This window comes from Bacteroides sp. AM41-16, assembly GCF_003603495.1.
Lineage (GTDB): Bacteria > Bacteroidota > Bacteroidia > Bacteroidales > Bacteroidaceae > Bacteroides > Bacteroides uniformis.
In genome coordinates this window covers 78480-96832 of the sequence record NZ_QTNE01000018.1, presented here as the reverse complement: position 1 = coordinate 96832, position 18353 = coordinate 78480, and the positions used below count along the sequence as shown (strand labels likewise).

Annotated in this window: 15 protein-coding genes; 8 read left to right on the top strand and 7 right to left on the bottom strand. The window is 45.6% G+C overall.

What is annotated here, in order from left to right; all coding sequences use genetic code 11:
• Nucleotides 1–361 precede the first annotated feature (361 nt).
• The 6 genes from hemW (at nt 362) to DW896_RS15410 (ending at nt 7407) form a co-directional block, all read left to right on the top strand.
• A complete protein-coding gene (gene hemW, locus DW896_RS15435) occupies nt 362–1492 on the top strand; it encodes a radical SAM family heme chaperone HemW (protein ID WP_119993524.1) in 1131 nt (376 codons plus the stop codon).
• 20 nt (nt 1493–1512) lie between these two features.
• On the top strand, nt 1513–2058 hold the full coding sequence (locus DW896_RS15430) for an RNA polymerase sigma-70 factor (protein ID WP_119993522.1): 546 nt from the start codon (nt 1513–1515) through the stop codon (nt 2056–2058).
• A gap of 286 nt (nt 2059–2344) precedes the next feature.
• Entirely contained in the window at nt 2345–2863 is a 519-nt protein-coding gene (locus tag DW896_RS15425) for a DUF4974 domain-containing protein (RefSeq protein ID WP_005833280.1), read from the top strand.
• 2 nt (nt 2864–2865) lie between these two features.
• A complete protein-coding gene (locus DW896_RS15420) occupies nt 2866–5604 on the top strand; it encodes a TonB-dependent receptor domain-containing protein (protein WP_234130847.1) in 2739 nt (912 codons plus the stop codon).
• Nucleotides 5605–5619: 15 nt separating this feature from the next.
• Entirely contained in the window at nt 5620–6762 is a 1143-nt protein-coding gene (locus DW896_RS15415) for a DUF4249 domain-containing protein (protein ID WP_005830104.1), read from the top strand.
• A gap of 291 nt (nt 6763–7053) precedes the next feature.
• Complete coding sequence (locus DW896_RS15410) at nt 7054–7407, top strand: hypothetical protein (RefSeq protein WP_005830102.1); 354 nt, start codon at nt 7054–7056, stop codon at nt 7405–7407.
• Between the two features lie 138 nt (nt 7408–7545).
• On the opposite strand, the gene DW896_RS15405 is transcribed toward DW896_RS15410, so the two are convergent.
• The 3 genes from DW896_RS15405 to DW896_RS15395 form a co-directional block, all read right to left on the bottom strand.
• On the bottom strand, nt 7546–8298 hold the full coding sequence (locus DW896_RS15405) for a LytTR family DNA-binding domain-containing protein (protein ID WP_005833286.1): 753 nt from the start codon (nt 8296–8298) through the stop codon (nt 7546–7548).
• 132 nt (nt 8299–8430) lie between these two features.
• A complete protein-coding gene (locus DW896_RS15400; RefSeq protein ID WP_009037905.1) occupies nt 8431–10461 on the bottom strand; it encodes a histidine kinase in 2031 nt (676 codons plus the stop codon).
• Nucleotides 10462–10697: 236 nt separating this feature from the next.
• The gene (locus DW896_RS15395; protein ID WP_009037904.1) at nt 10698–11828 is read right to left on the bottom strand and encodes a DUF2027 domain-containing protein; all 1131 of its coding nucleotides are present in this window, start codon (nt 11826–11828) and stop codon (nt 10698–10700) included.
• 127 nt (nt 11829–11955) lie between these two features.
• Between DW896_RS15395 and DW896_RS15390 the strand changes: the two genes are divergently transcribed.
• Both DW896_RS15390 and DW896_RS15385 read left to right on the top strand, forming a co-directional pair.
• A complete protein-coding gene (locus tag DW896_RS15390; RefSeq protein ID WP_009037903.1) occupies nt 11956–13185 on the top strand; it encodes an S-adenosylmethionine:tRNA ribosyltransferase-isomerase in 1230 nt (409 codons plus the stop codon).
• 5 nt (nt 13186–13190) lie between these two features.
• Nucleotides 13191–13694: an NUDIX domain-containing protein gene (locus DW896_RS15385; protein ID WP_005830075.1), complete on the top strand. Its 504-nt coding sequence runs from the start codon at nt 13191–13193 to the stop codon at nt 13692–13694.
• A gap of 16 nt (nt 13695–13710) precedes the next feature.
• On the opposite strand, the gene DW896_RS15380 is transcribed toward DW896_RS15385, so the two are convergent.
• From DW896_RS15380 to DW896_RS15365, 4 genes are all read right to left on the bottom strand, one after another.
• Nucleotides 13711–15066 (bottom strand): sodium:alanine symporter family protein, encoded by a 1356-nt coding sequence (locus tag DW896_RS15380; RefSeq protein WP_009037902.1) that lies wholly within the window; start codon nt 15064–15066, stop codon nt 13711–13713.
• Between the two features lie 99 nt (nt 15067–15165).
• On the bottom strand, nt 15166–16554 hold the full coding sequence (glmM, locus tag DW896_RS15375; protein WP_119993519.1) for a phosphoglucosamine mutase: 1389 nt from the start codon (nt 16552–16554) through the stop codon (nt 15166–15168).
• 25 nt (nt 16555–16579) lie between these two features.
• Nucleotides 16580–17185 (bottom strand): DUF4827 domain-containing protein, encoded by a 606-nt coding sequence (locus DW896_RS15370; protein ID WP_005833312.1) that lies wholly within the window; start codon nt 17183–17185, stop codon nt 16580–16582.
• A 103-nt stretch (nt 17186–17288) separates the two neighbouring features.
• Nucleotides 17289–18326: a bifunctional oligoribonuclease/PAP phosphatase NrnA gene (locus DW896_RS15365; protein WP_005830066.1), complete on the bottom strand. Its 1038-nt coding sequence runs from the start codon at nt 18324–18326 to the stop codon at nt 17289–17291.
• Nucleotides 18327–18353: the final 27 nt, after the last annotated feature.

Genomic DNA, 18353 nt, shown 5'->3' with positions numbered 1-18353 from the left:
CCGTGCTACGACGGGAGTGAATAAAGTATTTGCCGCTATATTTGTTTCTTCATGAACTGCACCAGTACGAGGGCAATGCAATAAGCTATAATCTGTTCAAACCAAAAGTCAAGTCCTTCAAACATATTACTCATTATTTTAATAGACACCTATTCCTTTTTCTGATAACAAAGAAAAGGAGTTTATTCGGAATAATGAATTTCCATACGACTCAAAAAATGTTCTATTTTTCCGGATTACAGACAAAACTGAGAATACACACCAAGACACTGACTACTTCCATATTACATTAAATGTCCCGAAAACCGATATATTCTCCTGCCAAAAGACTATTTTTGCAACAAATATCCATAAGCATACCATGGCAGGCATCTATATTCATATACCTTTTTGCAAGACGCGCTGTATCTATTGCGATTTCTATTCCACCACTCGCAGCGAATTGAAGCAGCAGTACATCCGTGCCTTGTGCACTGAACTGAAAACCCGCAAGGGTTATCTGAAGGAAGAACCGATAGAGACCATCTACTTTGGTGGAGGAACTCCCTCACAGCTCGCTCACGAAGATTTCGAGCAGATATTCCGGACTATCAAAGAGGTGTATGGAACAGAACATGCCGAAGAAATTACCCTCGAGGCCAATCCCGACGACCTGACGGAAGAATATGTGTCCATGCTGCGCACCCTCCCCTTCAACCGCATAAGCATGGGGATACAGACATTCGACGCCCCCACCCTGAAACTGTTGAACCGCCGGCACAATGCCGCGCAAGCCATCGCAGCCATACACCGCCTCCGCCAAGCCGGCTTCCGGAATATCAGCATCGACCTCATCTATGGACTACCGGATGAAACAGACCAACGGTGGGAACGCGACCTGCAACAAGCCGTCGGCCTTGATGTGGAGCATATCTCCGCTTATCATCTGACTTACGAAAAAGGCACCCGCATCTACGAAATGCTGCAGAGCCATCGTATCAGCGAAGTGGACGAAGAGAGTAGCCTGCGCTTCTTCTCGGTGCTCATGGACACCCTGGGAGCCGCGGGGTATGAGCATTACGAAATATCCAACTTCTGCAAGCCCGGCATGTACTCACGCCACAACACTGCTTACTGGAAAGGCATTCCGTATTTGGGCTGCGGCCCTTCCGCCCACTCCTTCAATGCGGAGACAAGGGAATGGAACACAGCTTCTCTGGAAGGATACATAAAGTCCATTGAAGAGGGGCACCGTTCCTCCGAAACAGAAATTCTGGATAAAGTGACCCGTTACAATGAATACATCATGACTTCCCTGCGTACCATGTGGGGAATCTCCCTGACATATACGGAAGAAGCCTTCGGCACAGAGTTGTGCCAATATTGCACGAAAATGGCAGCCCCCTACCTCCAAAGCCACAAACTGGAGATGCAGGCAGACCGCCTGCGCCTGACCCGGGAAGGTATCTTTGTTTCGGACGGCATAATAAGCGACCTGATGTTCATTGATTAACAGCAAAACCGGGAGACTGCATGACCGAACAAGAAGTCAGACGCTACTTGCGCCAAATGAAGGAAGAAGACTCGGAACGGGCTTTCCACAGTTTCTACAATCTGTGCTACGACCGCTTGTTCCGTATTGCCTGCTATTTCGTGAAGCACGAAGAATGGGCGCAAGAAATTGTGCTCGACGTCTTCATGAAGCTTTGGGAACAACGCGCCCTGTTGCCGGAAGTGAACAACATAGAGGATTACTGCTTTATCCTTACCAAAAATGCCTCCCTCAATTACCTGGAAAAAGAGAACCGGCACCCTACACTCTCGTCCGAACAGCTTCCCGAAGTTTCCGGCCAGGCCGATTCCCCCGAAGACACTCTTATCAGCGAAGAACTGTTTGCCCGATATGTCAAGGCGCTCGACCGCCTGCCGGAGCGTTGCCGTAAAGTATTCATCCGCCTGCGCGAAGAGAAACAAAGCTATGCACAAGTGGCGGAGGAGCTGAACATCAGCACAAAGACAGTAGACGCGCAACTGCAAAAAGCACTCACAAGACTCAAGGAAGCATTGCTGACGGAGTGAACTCTGCTTCATCTTCCTTGCAAGAAGCCGCGTATGCATGTATGAGATGTACATCTCGAGCTGCATGAGATACACATCTCGCACAACATGAGATGCACATCTCGAGCACACCTTCCCTATTGATTGAAACAGAGAAACAAGGAAGTCATACGTAGGCAGGACGGACTTTCACGGACAAAGAGCTTTAGATTAACATTATTTCAGGATATAGGCATAGGGAATTCCTGAAAAGGAGCTGTCTTTACATGCAGAAAAGGAGTCATAGGCTCTTAATAAATTGCCAAAAATGAAAGTGAATAACGAGAATTTCGACAAGGTACTGAACAAACTGGTTGCTTCTACCCGTTCCCCACGAGGACGCTTTACGGCAGAGAACAGCTGGAGGCTGCTGGAAAGCCGTTTGCTAAAGCGCCGCAGCATGAAGCGGTTCTGGATGCGTACAGCCAGTGCCGCAGCCGTAGTCCTGCTCTGTGTAACGAGCTGGGCAGCCTATCAGTTCTTATACGTAGCACCACCACGGGAAGCCATTCCCACAGAAGCCATACATACTACCGAGGAAACCCAAGTAATTCATAGCGTACTGACATTCGATCAGCAACCCTTGCAGGAAATCGTCCGTCAACTTTCCGAAACGTTCCGTACCGATATACGTATCGAAGGAGACAGCCTGAAGAACTATCATATGACAGCTACCTTCCGCGAAGGGGAGAGTCTTACAGAAATCCTCGACCTACTGAAGGACGCCGGCAACTTTACCTATAAAAAAGAAAACAACACTATTATCCTTACTACTAAACTTAACTGACAATGACCAGCTCTACTATCTGTTCGCACCACCGCATCAGAACCGTACTTCTGATGTGTGTGGTTCTTTTAAGCGCCTCACTCCATGCACAGGCACAAAACAAGGAAACACGTATAAACCTGAATATCCGTAACGCAACTTTAGAGAGTTTCGTGAAGCAACTGGAAAATGTAACCGGATTCTCCTTCATCTATGGGGAAGAAGTAAAGCTCACGCACCGCATCACACTGGAGATGAAACAAAAGAACATCAGTGAGATATTGCAACGTGCCTTTGAAAACGAACCCATCACGTTCGAAATATCCGGAAAGCACATTCTACTCCATAAGCGGCCCGTGCCGCAGAAACCCGTTAGCCGTAAGTTCACCATCAGCGGATACGTGACCGACGGAGCGTCTTCCGAGACGCTGATTGGTGCCAATATCCTTGAGAGTCGTCGTTCCACAGGTACTGCCACCAATCCTTTCGGTTTCTATTCCCTCACCCTGCCGGAAGGGGAAACGGAACTGGTTTTCTCCTACCTGGGCTACGAAAGCCGGCATAGCCGGTTCGAACTGACGAAAGACACCTTACTCAACGTCAGGCTGGACAGCAATAACCAGCTGGCAGAGGTCGTGGTGCTCTCGGACAAGCGGGAGGCCGGCATAGAAAGCACAGCCATGGGAGCGCATGAGATACCGATGACACAAATCAGGCATACCCCGTCCATATTGGGAGAAGCCGACCTGCTGAAGACCATTCAGCTGATGCCGGGTGTGCAAGCCGGTATGGAAGGTTTTGCAGGCATGTATGTGCGAGGGGGAGGTCCCGACCAAAACCTGGTTATGCTGGACGGAATTCCTGTTTACAACGCAGACCACCTGCTGGGAGTATTCTCCATCTTTACGCCCGAAGCGGTAAAGAACACCACACTCTTCAAAAGTTCTTTTCCTGCCCGCTACGGCGGGCGTCTTTCGTCTATAGTAGATGTACGGACCAACGACGGGGACATGCATAAATACCACGGCGCATTCAGCATAGGCCTGCTGACGGACAAACTGCATATCGAAGGCCCTATCTGGAAAGAACGGACCTCCTTCAGTTTCAGCGCACGAGCCATCCCCACCCTATTCTTCAAAAATCTCATTGTAGACAAAGACGACACCTATTCCGACAAATACAACTACTATTTTTACGACGTCAATGCAAAGGTCAACCATAAGTTCAGCGACCGTAGCCGCATCTTCCTCAGTTTCTACAAGGGGAAAGACCACTATCATTATGACAGTTACTACCACGGTGACAATTACGACAACAGCATTAAGAATTATTCCAAGGACAACAGCCATCTGAATTGGGGAAACACCATCGCCTACGGCCGCTGGAACTATGTATTCAACAGCAAGCTGTTTTGCAACACCACCGTCTCATACAACAAATATGAGATGGGGCTGGACGGAAACATGGAAGATACCTATACTGTCGCCAATAAAGTACAAGACAGATACTATTACTCCTCCAAGTTCAACTCCGGTATCCGTGACTGGAGTGCGCGTATGGACTTTGACTACACCCCCATGCCGCAGCACCACATCAAGTTCGGTGCAGAGTACATCCACCATACGTTCCGTCCGGGAATAGCTACCTCGAAAATACAAGATATAGATAATGGCGCCCTCCAGGAAGATACGGTTTACAATACCAGCAACAGCCATGCCATACGCGGACAAGAAATCTCCCTTTACGCCGAAGACAATTTCAATGTAAACGCCAGGCTCAGTCTGAATGCAGGTGTACGCACATCGCTGTTCCACACACAAGGGAAAAGCTACTATTCGCTGCAGCCCCGCCTTTCCGCCCGCTATGACCTCGGACAAGGATATTCTGCCAAAGCATCCTATACGTGCATGGCACAGTATGTGCATCTGCTGTCCTCTACTCCGCTGTCTATGCCTACCGACCTCTGGGTACCCATTACCAAAGACATCAGTCCGATGTATGCCAACCAGTTCTCCATAGGAGGCTACTATTCCGGACTGCCGGGTTGGGAGTTCTCCGTCGAGGGATATTATAAACAGATGAAACACATACTTGAATATCAAGACGGTGTATCCTTCTTCGGCACCTCTACCAACTGGGAAGAAAAAGTGGAAATGGGCGAAGGCCGCTCCTTCGGTCTGGAACTGATGGTACAGAAAACATTGGGCAAGACTACCGGCTGGCTGGCATATACCCTATCCAAGACCGATCACCGTTTTAAGAACGGTACCATCAACCAAGGCCGATGGTTCCCCTACAAATATGACCGCCGCCACAGCATCAGCCTCAATCTCAGCCATAAGTTCAGTGACCGCATTGATGCAGGAGCTTCCTGGATATTCAATACCGGTGGATGTATCACTATCCCCGAAAAGGCAACAATCATCATCCGGCCCGATGGCTCTATTGAGGAAACCGGTTACATCTCCCGGCGTAACAATTACCGCCTTCCCGCCAGCCATCGTTTGAATCTCGGCGTCAACTTCAACAAGAAGACCAAACATGGTATGCGTACCTGGAATATCAGTATCTACAATGCATACAATGCCATGAATCCGAACATCGTTTACAGCAAATACAAAAATGGATACAACGTATACTACGATGATTTCTACGAAAGTATTTATCATGGAAATACCGGGCAGAAGAAAGCTCAAACTGTCATCAAGAAAATAACAATACTGCCTTGTATTCCTTCTGTTACCTATACTTATAGATTTTAAAAACAAATCCGGCATATGAAAACAAAAATGAAATTACACCTTATTATATACATAACTATTGTAGGCTTCCTAACAGCCTGCGAAAACGAGATTCCTTACAATCCCGGACAACAAGATCCGCAAATCATCATGAACGCCTTGCTCGAAACCGGACAAGCTGAGAATGATGTCTATCTCCATTTAGGCGAGGGCTATAGTATTGAACATTTGAACGAAGCAACTCTTTTCCTCTACATCAATGGCAAAATAGCAGAAACTCCGAAAGCGGTTTCCCCGGAAGAAATTTATGGGCATCTGGAAGGAGAACTTGATAAGGACATTTATGAATCATTACTGAAAAGTATACGTTTCAAGAAATATCGTCTGACCAGCACACTGCATCCCGGCGACAACATACGTCTGGAAGCCACTGCCGAAAACGGGAAATACCATGCCAGTGCCGAGGTCACCGTGCCACAACCGATAGAGAGCCTGCACGTGGACACTTGCTTGGCCTACCTGCGCGAGTACAGCGGACAAACCCTTTACCGCCAATACAAAATTACATTGCAAGACCGCCCCAACGAGAAGAACTACTACCGGCTGGACATTTGGAATGACCGTAGTTACTATTGCAAATGGAAAGAATACCTGGAAGATGAAAACGGCAGCCTCATCAAAGTGGAAGACGAGGACGGCTCTTGGCATTGGGCCTCCATACCCAGAGACACTACCATCCTTGCTCCCCGACAGAACGAAATCATCAACCGGGAAGATGTTATACTGACTGACGGCCACCCTGGCAACTATGATGATGAAGAAAATGAATTGTTTCCCACCATAAATAACAAATACAACATATTCAATGATAACACTTTCCGTAACTCTTATGCCACATTGAAAGTATACACCCCTCTCTACCAAGATTATTATCCGATAGAGGGACACTACTACGACCATATATCCCGCAAACAAACCATCACCGTACGGTTGCTTAGCATCACTGAAGCCGAATACCGCTATCTAAAAGCCTTAAACTGCCTGGATGATGGGGATTACGACGATGCTTTAATGGAACCTATCAGTCTGCCTTGCAACGTCATAGGCGGATTAGGCTTTGTGGGAGTCTGCTCTGAAAGCAGAGTAATCATAGAATTACCCGAAACTATTTGGCAATAACATTTTGACTAATAAAAATCCTTTTATCCATTACTACAAATATAAATTCAGTTAGTCCACATTACATTCGTATTACAAAAAGCATCTAAACAAAGCATTTTCACACTATAAAATTGATTTAAGTCAAGAAATGAAGGTATAAACTACACTTTTTTACGTATTCATTTTTGTGTTATAAAACATATACCTATATTTGCATAGGTAAAAAGAAAAAGCTAAGCGCTTAGAGAGTTTTCAATAGGTATTAGATTGAGATTAGTTTTTAGGAATAACAATTAAAAAGTAGGTATTATGAAACGTTTAGGATTAACATTAGTGGCAGCAGTCTGCCTGACTGCTACAACATTTGCAGCAGGAAACCAACCTACAACTGCAAAATGGGAAGGTAATATCAACATAACAAAGTTGAGCAAGTATTTGAATCTGGATTCCAACCAGCATGAAGAAGTGGCAAACATCTGCGAATATTTTACAGAACAGATGGAACGCGCTACAAATTCCAAGAAGAATCAGGAGAAGTTACTCCGTAATGCAGTTTATGGTAATCTGAAGTTGATGAAAAAGACTCTGAATGAAAAGCAGTATGCTGATTATGCCAGAGTATTGAACGTCACACTGCAGAACAAAGGTATCGAAGTGAAATAAACTTCGCTTCTGATAAATACGAAAATAGTATTTGATAAATAAAAAGGCATTGGACTTTAGAGGTTCAATGCCTTTTCTTTACGTCAACGCCACCAAAACCTGCGGCGTCAACTCCCTAACCAAATAATTCTTATCACTTTACAAGCAGAATCTGTCTTGCAGCTCTTTCTTATACTTTCTGGAAACCAGCAGTTCCGTCACTTTGTCAAATGGTGGATAAAGCATGCATTTGCTATCCTTTATAATCATCAGATAATCAATATTGATAATATACGATTGATGTATCTGCACGAAACTGGATGAATATTGAGTAATCTGCTCAGCAGTCATTCCGCGACGCAACACCAACGGCGGCTGGTTGTTTAGTATCACCTCCCATTGTTTACGCTCGGAACAATAGCGAAAAAAGCCGATTTCAGCCGGACGCAACGCACGCATATCATTAGTTGGCGTAAATACGATAAATGTCTGTCCGGTATGCAACGGTGCACCAATGGGATATGACATTCTCTGCCCGGCCTCTGCCTGCTCTACAAAACGCGCAAGAATATCCCGCAACTCCTGCTCTTCAAAAGGTTTCAGCAGATAGTCGAACGCAGCCTCCCGGATAGCCTGAATCATGTACTTATCATAAGCCGTATAGAAAACAATCCGCATATTCCACGAAACACTGTCACGTATTTCCTGCAGTAATTCCATTCCAGTCATGTCCGGCAGTTCCACATCCAAGAACAACAAATCCGGCTGTACCTTGGCAATGAGTTTTTTCCCTTGTTTACCATTACGGGCAGTTCCTTTCAAAAAGAAGCGTGCATCCTTTCCCAATTCAAAACTCAGATTCTCAAGAGCCACCTCATCGTCGTCAACTATTGCAACCTTATATTTATCCATGTTCCTTTTATGTTTTTCTTCTCGCGAATATATACATAATCCTACTCCCATACAAAGCAATAGAAGGTCATTTACGGACTATTTGTCTGTAAATATGCCTATCCTTGCAAAAAACGAGATTAAACGGTTCTTTTAAATCCTGTAATCGTAGTTGTCTGGCAACCAGAAAGTCACCTCACATCCCATCTCACCACTCTGTAGAGAGACATTGTGCACTGAAACATCAATGGCCTCCTTATTCTTATTGTTGAGAATCTGAATGGTCTGCATAATGACTTTCATTCCCGTCCCCGTGCCCCGGTTCCGACTGTCCGGACGATAACCGCCACCATTATCCGTTATCTTTATACAGATACCGTTTCCCCGGCGGCAGACCGAAACCCAAAGATTACGTTCACCTTCCTTCTCGCGCAACGCATGCTTCACTGCATTTTCAACCGGAATTTGAATCATCATAGACGGAATCCTTATTTGCTCCGGCTGCACATCCTTTTCTATCTTCAGTTCCGAATGAAAATCCGGACCTAAAGAACGGCGTTCCAGATTAATATATGTTTTCACAAAATCCAGCTCCTCTGCCAAGGTTACACACAGTTGTTCCGCCAATTCCAGATTGCAACGCATCAGTTTTACCAGCGACGAAAGCTCTTGCTTTTCTTCTACATTCCGCTCCGCCATCTCCCTGTTCAGCACATTGAAGATGAAATGAGGGGACAAGCGGTTACGGATATTCTCCAGACGAAGTGTAGAGACTGTGCGATGATTCCGTGCAAGCAACAAAGCACGTTTCTTTTTGCTGTACAGATAAAGGAAAACCGCCGTCAATATAGATACAACAGCTACAGCAAACACGACAAACTGTGTCTGCCTCAGCACCAGCACCTCGTTTTTCTGCTCCTGAAGCAAAACCCGATGTGCCATCAAGGTAGAATCCTGCTGATAACGCAAAGTCAAGTCTGCCGTACGCATCCGGACACGCTCATTCCTGATAGAATCATCAAGCAGGTTGTTCCTCTGCAGATAGTGATAAGCCCTCTTGTAGTTGCCGGTTTCCTCGTAAAACTGCTGAAGGTATTTATTACGGATATGTACCATATCAGGGTCGATGCCCGGAGGGACTACACTCTCGGACAATAAACGACGTGCCTCTTGAAAGTCTTTCTGAAGCAGAGCCAATTCTATTTTCTGCGTATCGATATAATATAGTGCAGTACTTACCCCCATTTCCTCAAAAAAAAGTTGGCATTCATTTATATATTTAACAGCCAAATCAACCATATTCAGTTGAAGATAACAGTCTCCTAAATTCAACCTCCCCAGATTAAGTTCAAAACTCATATCATCATATCCTTCGACTAAATCAATAACCTTTTGGAAATATTTTATCGCTGTCTGGTAATCCTCCCTATAATAGTAAGAAGTCCCTCTATTATTCAAATAAATATATTTTTCATAAGGCAGCATATTGTCATAGCTTTCCCCTGCAAGATTGTAATAGTAATCACACTGTTCAAAATCACGCATGGTAACATATACTTGTGCCAAACCATAATAAATGGGAGGTTTCTTGGTAGAAGCCATATGCAAAGAGTCGCACATCAACAAAGCTCTCCTATACCAAGCTGCCCCTATGTCCAATTTTCCTAAACGGTTATTCGCATCAGCAAGATTCATCAAAATATCCGGCACCACTTCAATCCTAGTCCCTCTCATCCGTAATTCATAAGCCTTCCGGAAGCAAATTTCGGCAGAATCCATATTCCCAACGCGTGCAAAGATATTTCCCTTCATATTGAAACATTCGGATTCCAAATCTGCCATTTGAGAGGAACTATGCTGCCTTTCTATAAAGGCATGTATCTGTTGGATTACAATTTGCGCCGAATCAAGTTGTGAAGTAATCAAATATGTTTTCAGTGTCATTGCCAGATAATTATATTTGACCAAGCTATCCTTTGCCTCTTCCATCTTTTGAAGAGCCTTCAACCTTACCTTGCGGGGCACAATGGCCACAGAATCTCCATTTATACGGGAAAAATCCTCAAAAGCTCTCATCTCTGTGTATACGTCCTCTTTATCTCCGGGCGCACAAGCCCCTAGAAACACAAGCCCTAATATCCAATAAATGTAAAATCGAATTCGCTTATCCATCCTCTCTCCCATGTTTCCCGTAATTAGATTATTTATTCAATACATCTACAAACTTAAAATATTTTTGCGAAATACCATCAAGTATAAGGCGTATTTCTCAGCCATAAAAGAGCATACGTTACCGCTTTATTAAAATGAAACAAAAAAATCACATCATAGTACAATATTTAGCTATATAAGCCATCAAAAATAATGAATAGGGCATTCCAACGTTTGAACTGCCCTATTCACTATTCAAATACTTGATTTTATTTAATCGTCACCATCGTCGCCCCAAATCCATACTCCTGGAACGAAGCATCCTGGTGGCGGCAATTGGAATATTTACGTTTCAACTCATCCAATAACGCTTTACGAAGTACACCATCCCCCTTGCCATGAATAAAGACGATGCGTTGTTCGCGCTTTTTCTTGTATTGTTCCATCACTTCACGAAACTTGTCCAGCTGGTAATTCAATATTTCACTGTTGCTCATGCCGCAGGTGTCATCCAGCAACTCGCCGATATGCAGGTCAATCTCGACAATCCCATTCTTGCCCCCACGTTTGATGACCGTCTGCAGTTTGGATGGAGTATCTGCCGTTTTTTTCTGTATCAAAGCCTCCTTCAGTTCCTCTGCCGAAACATACACCTGCTTGGCAGGCTGGTCATTCCGGACAATATCATACACCAAGGCCGGTGTTTCAAAGAAAACCGTCTGCTGGAATGTATGCAGTTTATAGAACTTTACCATATCTATGCGGACTTCCACACTGACAGCCGGTTTCATTGTGAACGCACGGTTATCTTTGAATGCCACCAGCTGTACCATCACACGTTCACGGTCGTTCAACTCGGACTTTTCGAACTCCTCCAGCAGAAGTTTCGTATTCGGCTCTATCAAACCATGCGAACGGACTGTCCAGGACTTTCCTTCAGCACTCGAATAGGTATAATACATATAATAATTACTGTCGTTCACCAAATATGCCTCGAAAGGTGTAGTGCTGACAGCCTTGATATCCTCCGGAACAAAAGCCAGAAAAACATTCAGGATATCTCCGCCTTTCATCTCGGGCTGACGATAAACAGATATCTGCGGTTTCTCCAAACGGACCGTTTGAGGCTCTGAAACCTGAGACTCCATAGCAGACGGCCTTGCCGCAGTAGCGGTCGTACGCAATTGTTGCTCTTCTTCCCGCTTCTTCTTGGCAGCCGCTTTGGCTGCCGGAGTGGGGATATTATAATCATCGGTCTCTATCACCACACATTCGTTTATGGGCATCGGTATGTCAAAACCGTCGGCATCTTCCACCAACACGATGTTTTTCCCTTGAAATCCTGTCACAACACCACCCCCAACTTCGCTGAGGAAACGAACTTTATCTCCTATCTTCATAGTAACTTATCTTTTAGTTTGTCTTTTCCTACTTTCTTCCTGCAAAGTTAGGAATTATTTCCCTTATTCTTCAAATCTTCCCAAATATCCGTACCTTTGCAGCCGATATAATAAAGAGAAAGCCATCATGAAAGAAGACCCCAGACATATCAGAATCAGCGAATTCAACTACCCGTTGCCGGACGAACGCATTGCAAAGTTCCCATTGTCCGTACGTGACCAGTCCAAACTGTTATTGTATCGCCACGGAGAAGTTTCAGAAGACAGATTCACTTCACTGCCGGAGTATCTGCCATCGGGAAGCCTGATGATATTCAACAATACCAAAGTCATCCAAGCACGCCTGCATTTCCGGAAAGAAACGGGAGCACTGATTGAAGTATTCTGCCTAGAACCTATACAGCCGAACGACTATGCCCTCAACTTCCAGCAAACCGAGCATACCGCTTGGCTCTGCATGGTCGGCAACCTGAAAAAATGGAAAGAAGGCATGCTGAGACGTGAGATGACCGTGAAAGGCAAACCACTCACCCTGACCGCCGAACGGGGCGAATGCCACGGAACCAGCCATTGGGTAAACTTCCGCTGGAATAATCCGGAAGTGACTTTTGCCGACATTCTCGAGGTCTTCGGTGAATTGCCCATCCCTCCCTACTTGAACCGGGAAACCCAGGAAAGTGACAAGGAGACTTACCAGACTGTCTATTCCAAAATCAAAGGTTCGGTGGCTGCCCCTACAGCGGGACTGCATTTCACCCCACGCGTATTGGACGCATTGCGCAATAAAGGAGTAGAATTGGAAGAGCTGACACTCCATGTGGGAGCCGGAACCTTCAAACCGGTGAAAAGTGAAGAAATAGAAGGGCACGAAATGCATACGGAATACATCTCTGTCTCGCGCAACACATTGGAAAAACTCATAGTACACGGCGGCAAGGCAGTGGCCGTAGGAACAACTTCAGTGCGCACATTGGAAAGCCTTTATCACATCGGAGTCACTTTACTGAATAATCCAGAAGCCACAGAGGAAGACTTGCACGTCCACCAATGGCAACCTTATGAAATGTCTGCCAAGGCCACCGCCACCTCTGCAGTAGAAGCCCTGCAAGCCATTGTTGCCTATCTGGACAGACATAGCATGGAGGCTCTGCATACCAGCACTCAAATCATTATCGCTCCGGGATATGAATACAAAATCGTGAAGGCTATGGTGACTAATTTCCACCAACCGCAAAGTACCTTGCTGCTGCTCGTATCAGCTTTCGTACACGGTGATTGGCCGAAGATTTACAACTATGCACTGGCACATGATTTCCGCTTCCTGAGCTATGGAGATTCATCATTATTAATACCCTAAGCACAATGAACCACGATAACAATCAAGAGATGTTCCCCCTTGTCGACGAACAAGGCAACATCACAGGTGCCGCCACCCGTGGCGAATGCCATAACGGTAGCAAACTGCTTCATCCGGTAATCCATCTTCATGTATTCAATTCCAAAGGTGAGTTGTATCTACAGAAACGTCCCGAATGGAAAGACATACAACCGGGGAAGTGGGACACCTCCGTAGGCGGACACGTCGATTTAGGTGAAAGTGTAGAGATGGCGCTAAAACGCGAAGTACGCGAAGAGCTCGGCATTACCGACTTTATTCCCGAAACCGTCATGCATTACGTCTTCGAGTCTGCCCGCGAAAAGGAACTGGTCTTCGTACACAAAACTGTCTACGACGGTGAAATACATCCCAGTGACGAGCTGGACGGAGGACGTTTTTGGAGCCCCGATGAAATCAAGGCAAATATCGGCAAAGGTGTATTCACCCCGAATTTTGAAGGAGAGATAGGAAAGGTCATCAACTTGTAGTGGAAGCTGCTTTCTATCAGTTCGCAAAATATTCCTTCATCTTTCTCCTGACCCGTGGAGCAAGTAACAGCAGTGACGTCATCGTAGGCAATGCCATCAAGGCAAAAGCCAAATCCATGATGGCAACCACTGCTCCCAACGGAATCATGGCAGCCACAACAATCATCACCAAATAGAAGTAGTTATAATACTTGGCATTCTCCGCACCAAACAAGAAGTTGGTGCACTTCAGTCCATAATACGAATAAGAGAACATGGTAGAAAAGGCAAAGAAAAAGACCATCACCATCAACAGATAATGCCCATAGCCGGGAAGGAGCTGCTCAAAAGAATTCAAAGCAATATAAAGGCCTTTTATGCCTCCTTCCGACGCATAGTTTCCAGCTATAAGAATAGGGAAGGCCGTCAATGTACAAACAAGCCCCGAGTCGATGGCCGGTCCAATCATGGCTACCAGCCCCTCACGAATGGGATTGTCATTACGGGAGGCGCCATGCATCATAGAGGCCGTACCTACGCCTGCTTCATTGACGTAGGCAGCACGGCGGGCACCAGTCAGTGCAGTTCCCAAAATTCCACCGATACCGGCTTCCAGGCTGAAGGCAGACTGGAAAATGGAAGCCAACACTCCCGGCAACTTATCAAAATTCAAACAAAGAATAACGAAGACAAGCAGCATATAGCAAGTAACCATCACCGGCACTATTTTAGCCGAGATAACCGAAATACGCCGGATGCCACCGATAATGACCGCCCCTACCACCAGGCTGATGACAATACCCATCACAAAACGCAGGCCGAGTGTATTCTCTATTCCTGCCGGAGTAGTAAATACCGTAGTGACAGACTCGACCAACTGATTGGCTTGCATTACACACAACGTACCTATCAACCCCACCACCGCAAAGAAATAAGCAAACGGTTTCCAGCGTTCGCCCAACCCATGAAGAATGATATACATCGTCCCCCCTTGCGGTTCTCCGGCAGAATCGTGTCCTTTGTACATAATGGCAAGAGCCCCTTCAAAGAATTTGGTGGACATACCCACAACGGCACTTACCCACATCCAGAAAATGGCTCCGGGCCCTCCTACTGTAATAGCGATAGCCACCCCCGCAATATTCCCCATACCCACTGTTGACGCTATGGCGCTCATCAAGGCCTGGAAAGAACTGATTTGTCCTTCGCCCGCCACTTCCGATTTATAGCGCAAGGCCTTTATCGAATATCCGATGCGGCGGAGGGACACAGCTCCGGAATAAAAGAACAAGAAAAGTCCTCCCCCTATCAGAAGGATAAATAAGGGATACCCGCAGACAAAGTCACTGACAGTGGTTATTGCTGAGCCTATAGAATCTAAAATGCCATTCATAGTAGTAGTTTGATGGAGGAGTGCATGGGAAGGTTTAAAAAAAGTCCCACTTCTCTTTCACGGGAAAGTGGGACATTCATTATAACATTTCGTTCGGCCTTATTTAGCCAGGTCTTCAATCACCTTCATAATCTGCTGGCCGATTTCCTCGGCAGCCTCCGGTGTGGCAGCCTCACTATAGACACGGATAATCGGTTCCGTATTGCTCTTACGCAGATGAACCCATTTGTCGGGGAAGTCAATCTTCACACCGTCTATATCATTGATTTCTTCATTCTTATACAGCTCCTTCACCTTGGCAAGAATAGCATCTACATCTGTTTCAGGAGTCAAGTCTACACGATTCTTTGCCATGAAGTATGCAGGATAGGATGCACGGAGTTCGCTCACCTTCTTGCCTTCGTGTGCCAGATGGCTCAAGAACAAGGCAATACCTACCAAGGCATCACGTCCATAGTGACTGGCCGGATAAATTACCCCACCGTTTCCTTCGCCACCGATAACGGCACCTACCTCCTTCATTTTGGTAGTTACATTCACTTCACCTACGGCGGAAGCGTAATATCCTTGCCCATACTTGCGAGTTACATCGCGCAAGGCACGGGTCGAACTCAAATTGGATACCGTATTGCCCGGAGTATGTTTCAATACGTAGTCGGCAACAGTAACCAGTGTATATTCTTCACCGTACATCTTGCCGTCTTCGCAAATCATTGCCAGGCGGTCTACATCAGGGTCTACAACAAATGCAACATCTGCCTTCCCTCCTTTCATCAGGTTCATGATGTCACCCAAGTTCTTTTCCAGAGGCTCGGGATTATGCTGGAAGTTACCGGTCGGTTCGCAATAGAGCTTCTCTACGTGCTGAACACCAAGTTGTTCAAGTAGTTGCGGCAGAATAATACCACCTACAGAGTTTACACAATCGATGGCTACACGGAAGTTTGCCTTTCGGATAGCTTCCACGTCTACAAGGTCAAGCGCCAATACGCTGTCGATATGTTTCTGGTTGTAGCTTAAATCCTGACGGTACGAGCCAAGTTGGTCCACTTCGGCATAATCGAATTCTTCGGCAGCTGCAATGCGGAGTACTTCCTGACCTTCGGCAGCGTTCAGAAATTCGCCCTTTTCATTCAACAGTTTCAACGCATTCCACTGCTTGGGATTGTGTGAGGCAGTCAGGATAATACCTCCACTGGCACCTTCCATGGTTACAGCCAGCTCGGTAGTCGGAGTAGAAGCCAAATCAATGTCCACTACATCCCAGCCCATACCCATCAAGGTACCGACTACTACGTTCTTGACCATCTCGCCAGAGATGCGGGCATCACGCCCTACCACGATTTTGTTACTTTTTACAGTACACGTCTTACGAATCAGGGTAGCATAAGCTGAAGTGAACTTCACAATGTCGAGCGGATTCAATCCCTCGCCAGCACCACCGCCAATAGTTCCGCGGATTCCAGAAATAGATTTGATTAGAGTCATAGGTTAATGATTTAAAATTTATAGGTTAGTTCCAAATTTGGAATTTATGAATATCATAGTAACAAGGATAAACCCTCTCCATAGCTTGTTGTTGCCCCATTTTAGAAGGAACGATTAATTTCACATGCGCCCTATCACGAACGTACTTCAAAGCCACCAGCCAGCCAGCAGGCACAGACGTACCATAGGCAAGACGCATAGAACCCTTTATGAAAATTCCGGCAATAGATGACGAGGTAACTGTATATTTGAATTCATCCAAATAATCTGGTATCGGTATATCCAGATTAGACATTAAATATCCAGACTGCAAGTTCAGCTCTTCATAACGCACCAAAACCAAATCATTCGGTTTTATTGTATCCGCAGGATTCGTCGAACCTTTATCCACAATCTGCATATACACCCCGCTTGCCAGCTGCACATACTCATTCCTGCTTACATCCGTTGTCGAATCTTGCGCATAGAATTCACTTTGAGAAATAACGACAATACTACTGTCTTTGATAAACGCTTTGATGGCATCTTTTTCTTCCTCAAGCATTTCGGCATAAGTTTTAGAATTATCGCATGCCTGGAAGGCTAAACAAACTGCAAGTAAGGCAAAAAAGAATAAAGTAAGTTTCTTCATTTCTGTTATTTAGTAATTTCGTACAAAAATATCTGATTTCCTTGAAAGTTGAAAGCTGCAGATAGAAAGTTCGTAACTTTTAACCTTTACAACTGAACTTTTTTTATCCTTTGGCATTCAGCAGCGGTTTGTATTTCTCCAAAGCCTGCTCAAAGACCTTGCGGGCCTCATCCATCGTTCCATAAAATTCACCGCCGGAAGCATTCAAATGACCGCCGCCGCCAAAGAACTCGGCAGCCAGCTGATTGCAGGGGAATGTACCGACCGAACGTAAAGAAATCTTTATCATCGGCTTCTCCGTATCTTCACGCAGGAAGCAAGAGAAAATCACCCCTTTGATGCTTAAAGGAATGTTCACAAACCCCTCACTATCTCCACGCACATAGTCGAACTGGCTTTGTTCGGCTTTAGTCAGAGAAATTAAGGCTGCATGATAGTCCGGATAGACCTTCATTTGTGACAAGACATATCCCATTAGGCGCAAACGGCTTTCTGAATAAGTATTGAACACCTTGCGGTAAATCTCGTCCTTGTCAATACCTTTCGACAACAGTTCGCTGATGATGAAATAGATTTCCCGGTTATTGGAATTATAGGTGAACCCGCCGGTATCCGTCATCATACCCGTATAGATGCACTCCGCTCCTTCCCTTGAAATGTCACTGAAATAGCCCATACGGCAAATCAGGCGGAAAACCAGTTCCGAAGTGGAAGATATCTCCGGATGGGAAATGATAATCTTGCAGAAATCCTCCGGATGGAGATGATGGTCTATCAGTATTTTTCTTGCCGGGGATGCAAGAACAGCGTCACCCATGGCATCTATACGATGGATAGCATTAAAGTCCAGACAACAAATGACATCTGCCTCGGCAATCAGCTTGTCGGCAAACTCCTTGTAGCGGTCGTACAGAAGGACGTCCTTGCTCCCGGGCATCCATTTCAAGAAGTCGGGAAAGGCGTTCGGCACAATAACATTCGCCGTCTTTCCCTGCGAGCTGAAGAAGTGCCACAAGCCCAGAGAAGAGCCGATGGCGTCCCCGTCGGGACCCACATGTGAAACGATTACTATCTTGTCTGCACGGTCAAACCATTTGGTGAAATGGTCTATCTTGGATTGTTCTATTACTTTGGTCAACATATTTTTATTTACTATTTGACGATTGAC

Bases quoted from the DNA above. Each gene is read 5' to 3' on its own strand.
- DW896_RS15430 (WP_119993522.1), top strand. From the start codon at position 1,513: ATGACCGAACAAGAAGTCAGACGCTACTTGCGCCAAATGAAGGAAGAA.
- DW896_RS15400 (WP_009037905.1), bottom strand. From the start codon at position 10,461: ATGGGAGAGAGGATGGATAAGCGAATTCGATTTTACATTTATTGGATA.
- DW896_RS15395 (WP_009037904.1), bottom strand. From the start codon at position 11,828: ATGAAGATAGGAGATAAAGTTCGTTTCCTCAGCGAAGTTGGGGGTGGT.
- hemW (WP_119993524.1), top strand. From the start codon at position 362: ATGGCAGGCATCTATATTCATATACCTTTTTGCAAGACGCGCTGTATC.
- DW896_RS15425 (WP_005833280.1), top strand. From the start codon at position 2,345: ATGAAAGTGAATAACGAGAATTTCGACAAGGTACTGAACAAACTGGTT.
- DW896_RS15365 (WP_005830066.1), bottom strand. From the start codon at position 18,326: ATGTTGACCAAAGTAATAGAACAATCCAAGATAGACCATTTCACCAAA.
- DW896_RS15415 (WP_005830104.1), top strand. From the start codon at position 5,620: ATGAAAACAAAAATGAAATTACACCTTATTATATACATAACTATTGTA.
- DW896_RS15405 (WP_005833286.1), bottom strand. From the start codon at position 8,298: ATGGATAAATATAAGGTTGCAATAGTTGACGACGATGAGGTGGCTCTT.
- glmM (WP_119993519.1), bottom strand. From the start codon at position 16,554: ATGACTCTAATCAAATCTATTTCTGGAATCCGCGGAACTATTGGCGGT.
- DW896_RS15380 (WP_009037902.1), bottom strand. From the start codon at position 15,066: ATGAATGGCATTTTAGATTCTATAGGCTCAGCAATAACCACTGTCAGT.
- DW896_RS15410 (WP_005830102.1), top strand. From the start codon at position 7,054: ATGAAACGTTTAGGATTAACATTAGTGGCAGCAGTCTGCCTGACTGCT.
- DW896_RS15370 (WP_005833312.1), bottom strand. From the start codon at position 17,185: ATGAAGAAACTTACTTTATTCTTTTTTGCCTTACTTGCAGTTTGTTTA.
- DW896_RS15390 (WP_009037903.1), top strand. From the start codon at position 11,956: ATGAAAGAAGACCCCAGACATATCAGAATCAGCGAATTCAACTACCCG.
- DW896_RS15385 (WP_005830075.1), top strand. From the start codon at position 13,191: ATGAACCACGATAACAATCAAGAGATGTTCCCCCTTGTCGACGAACAA.
- DW896_RS15420 (WP_234130847.1), top strand. From the start codon at position 2,866: ATGACCAGCTCTACTATCTGTTCGCACCACCGCATCAGAACCGTACTT.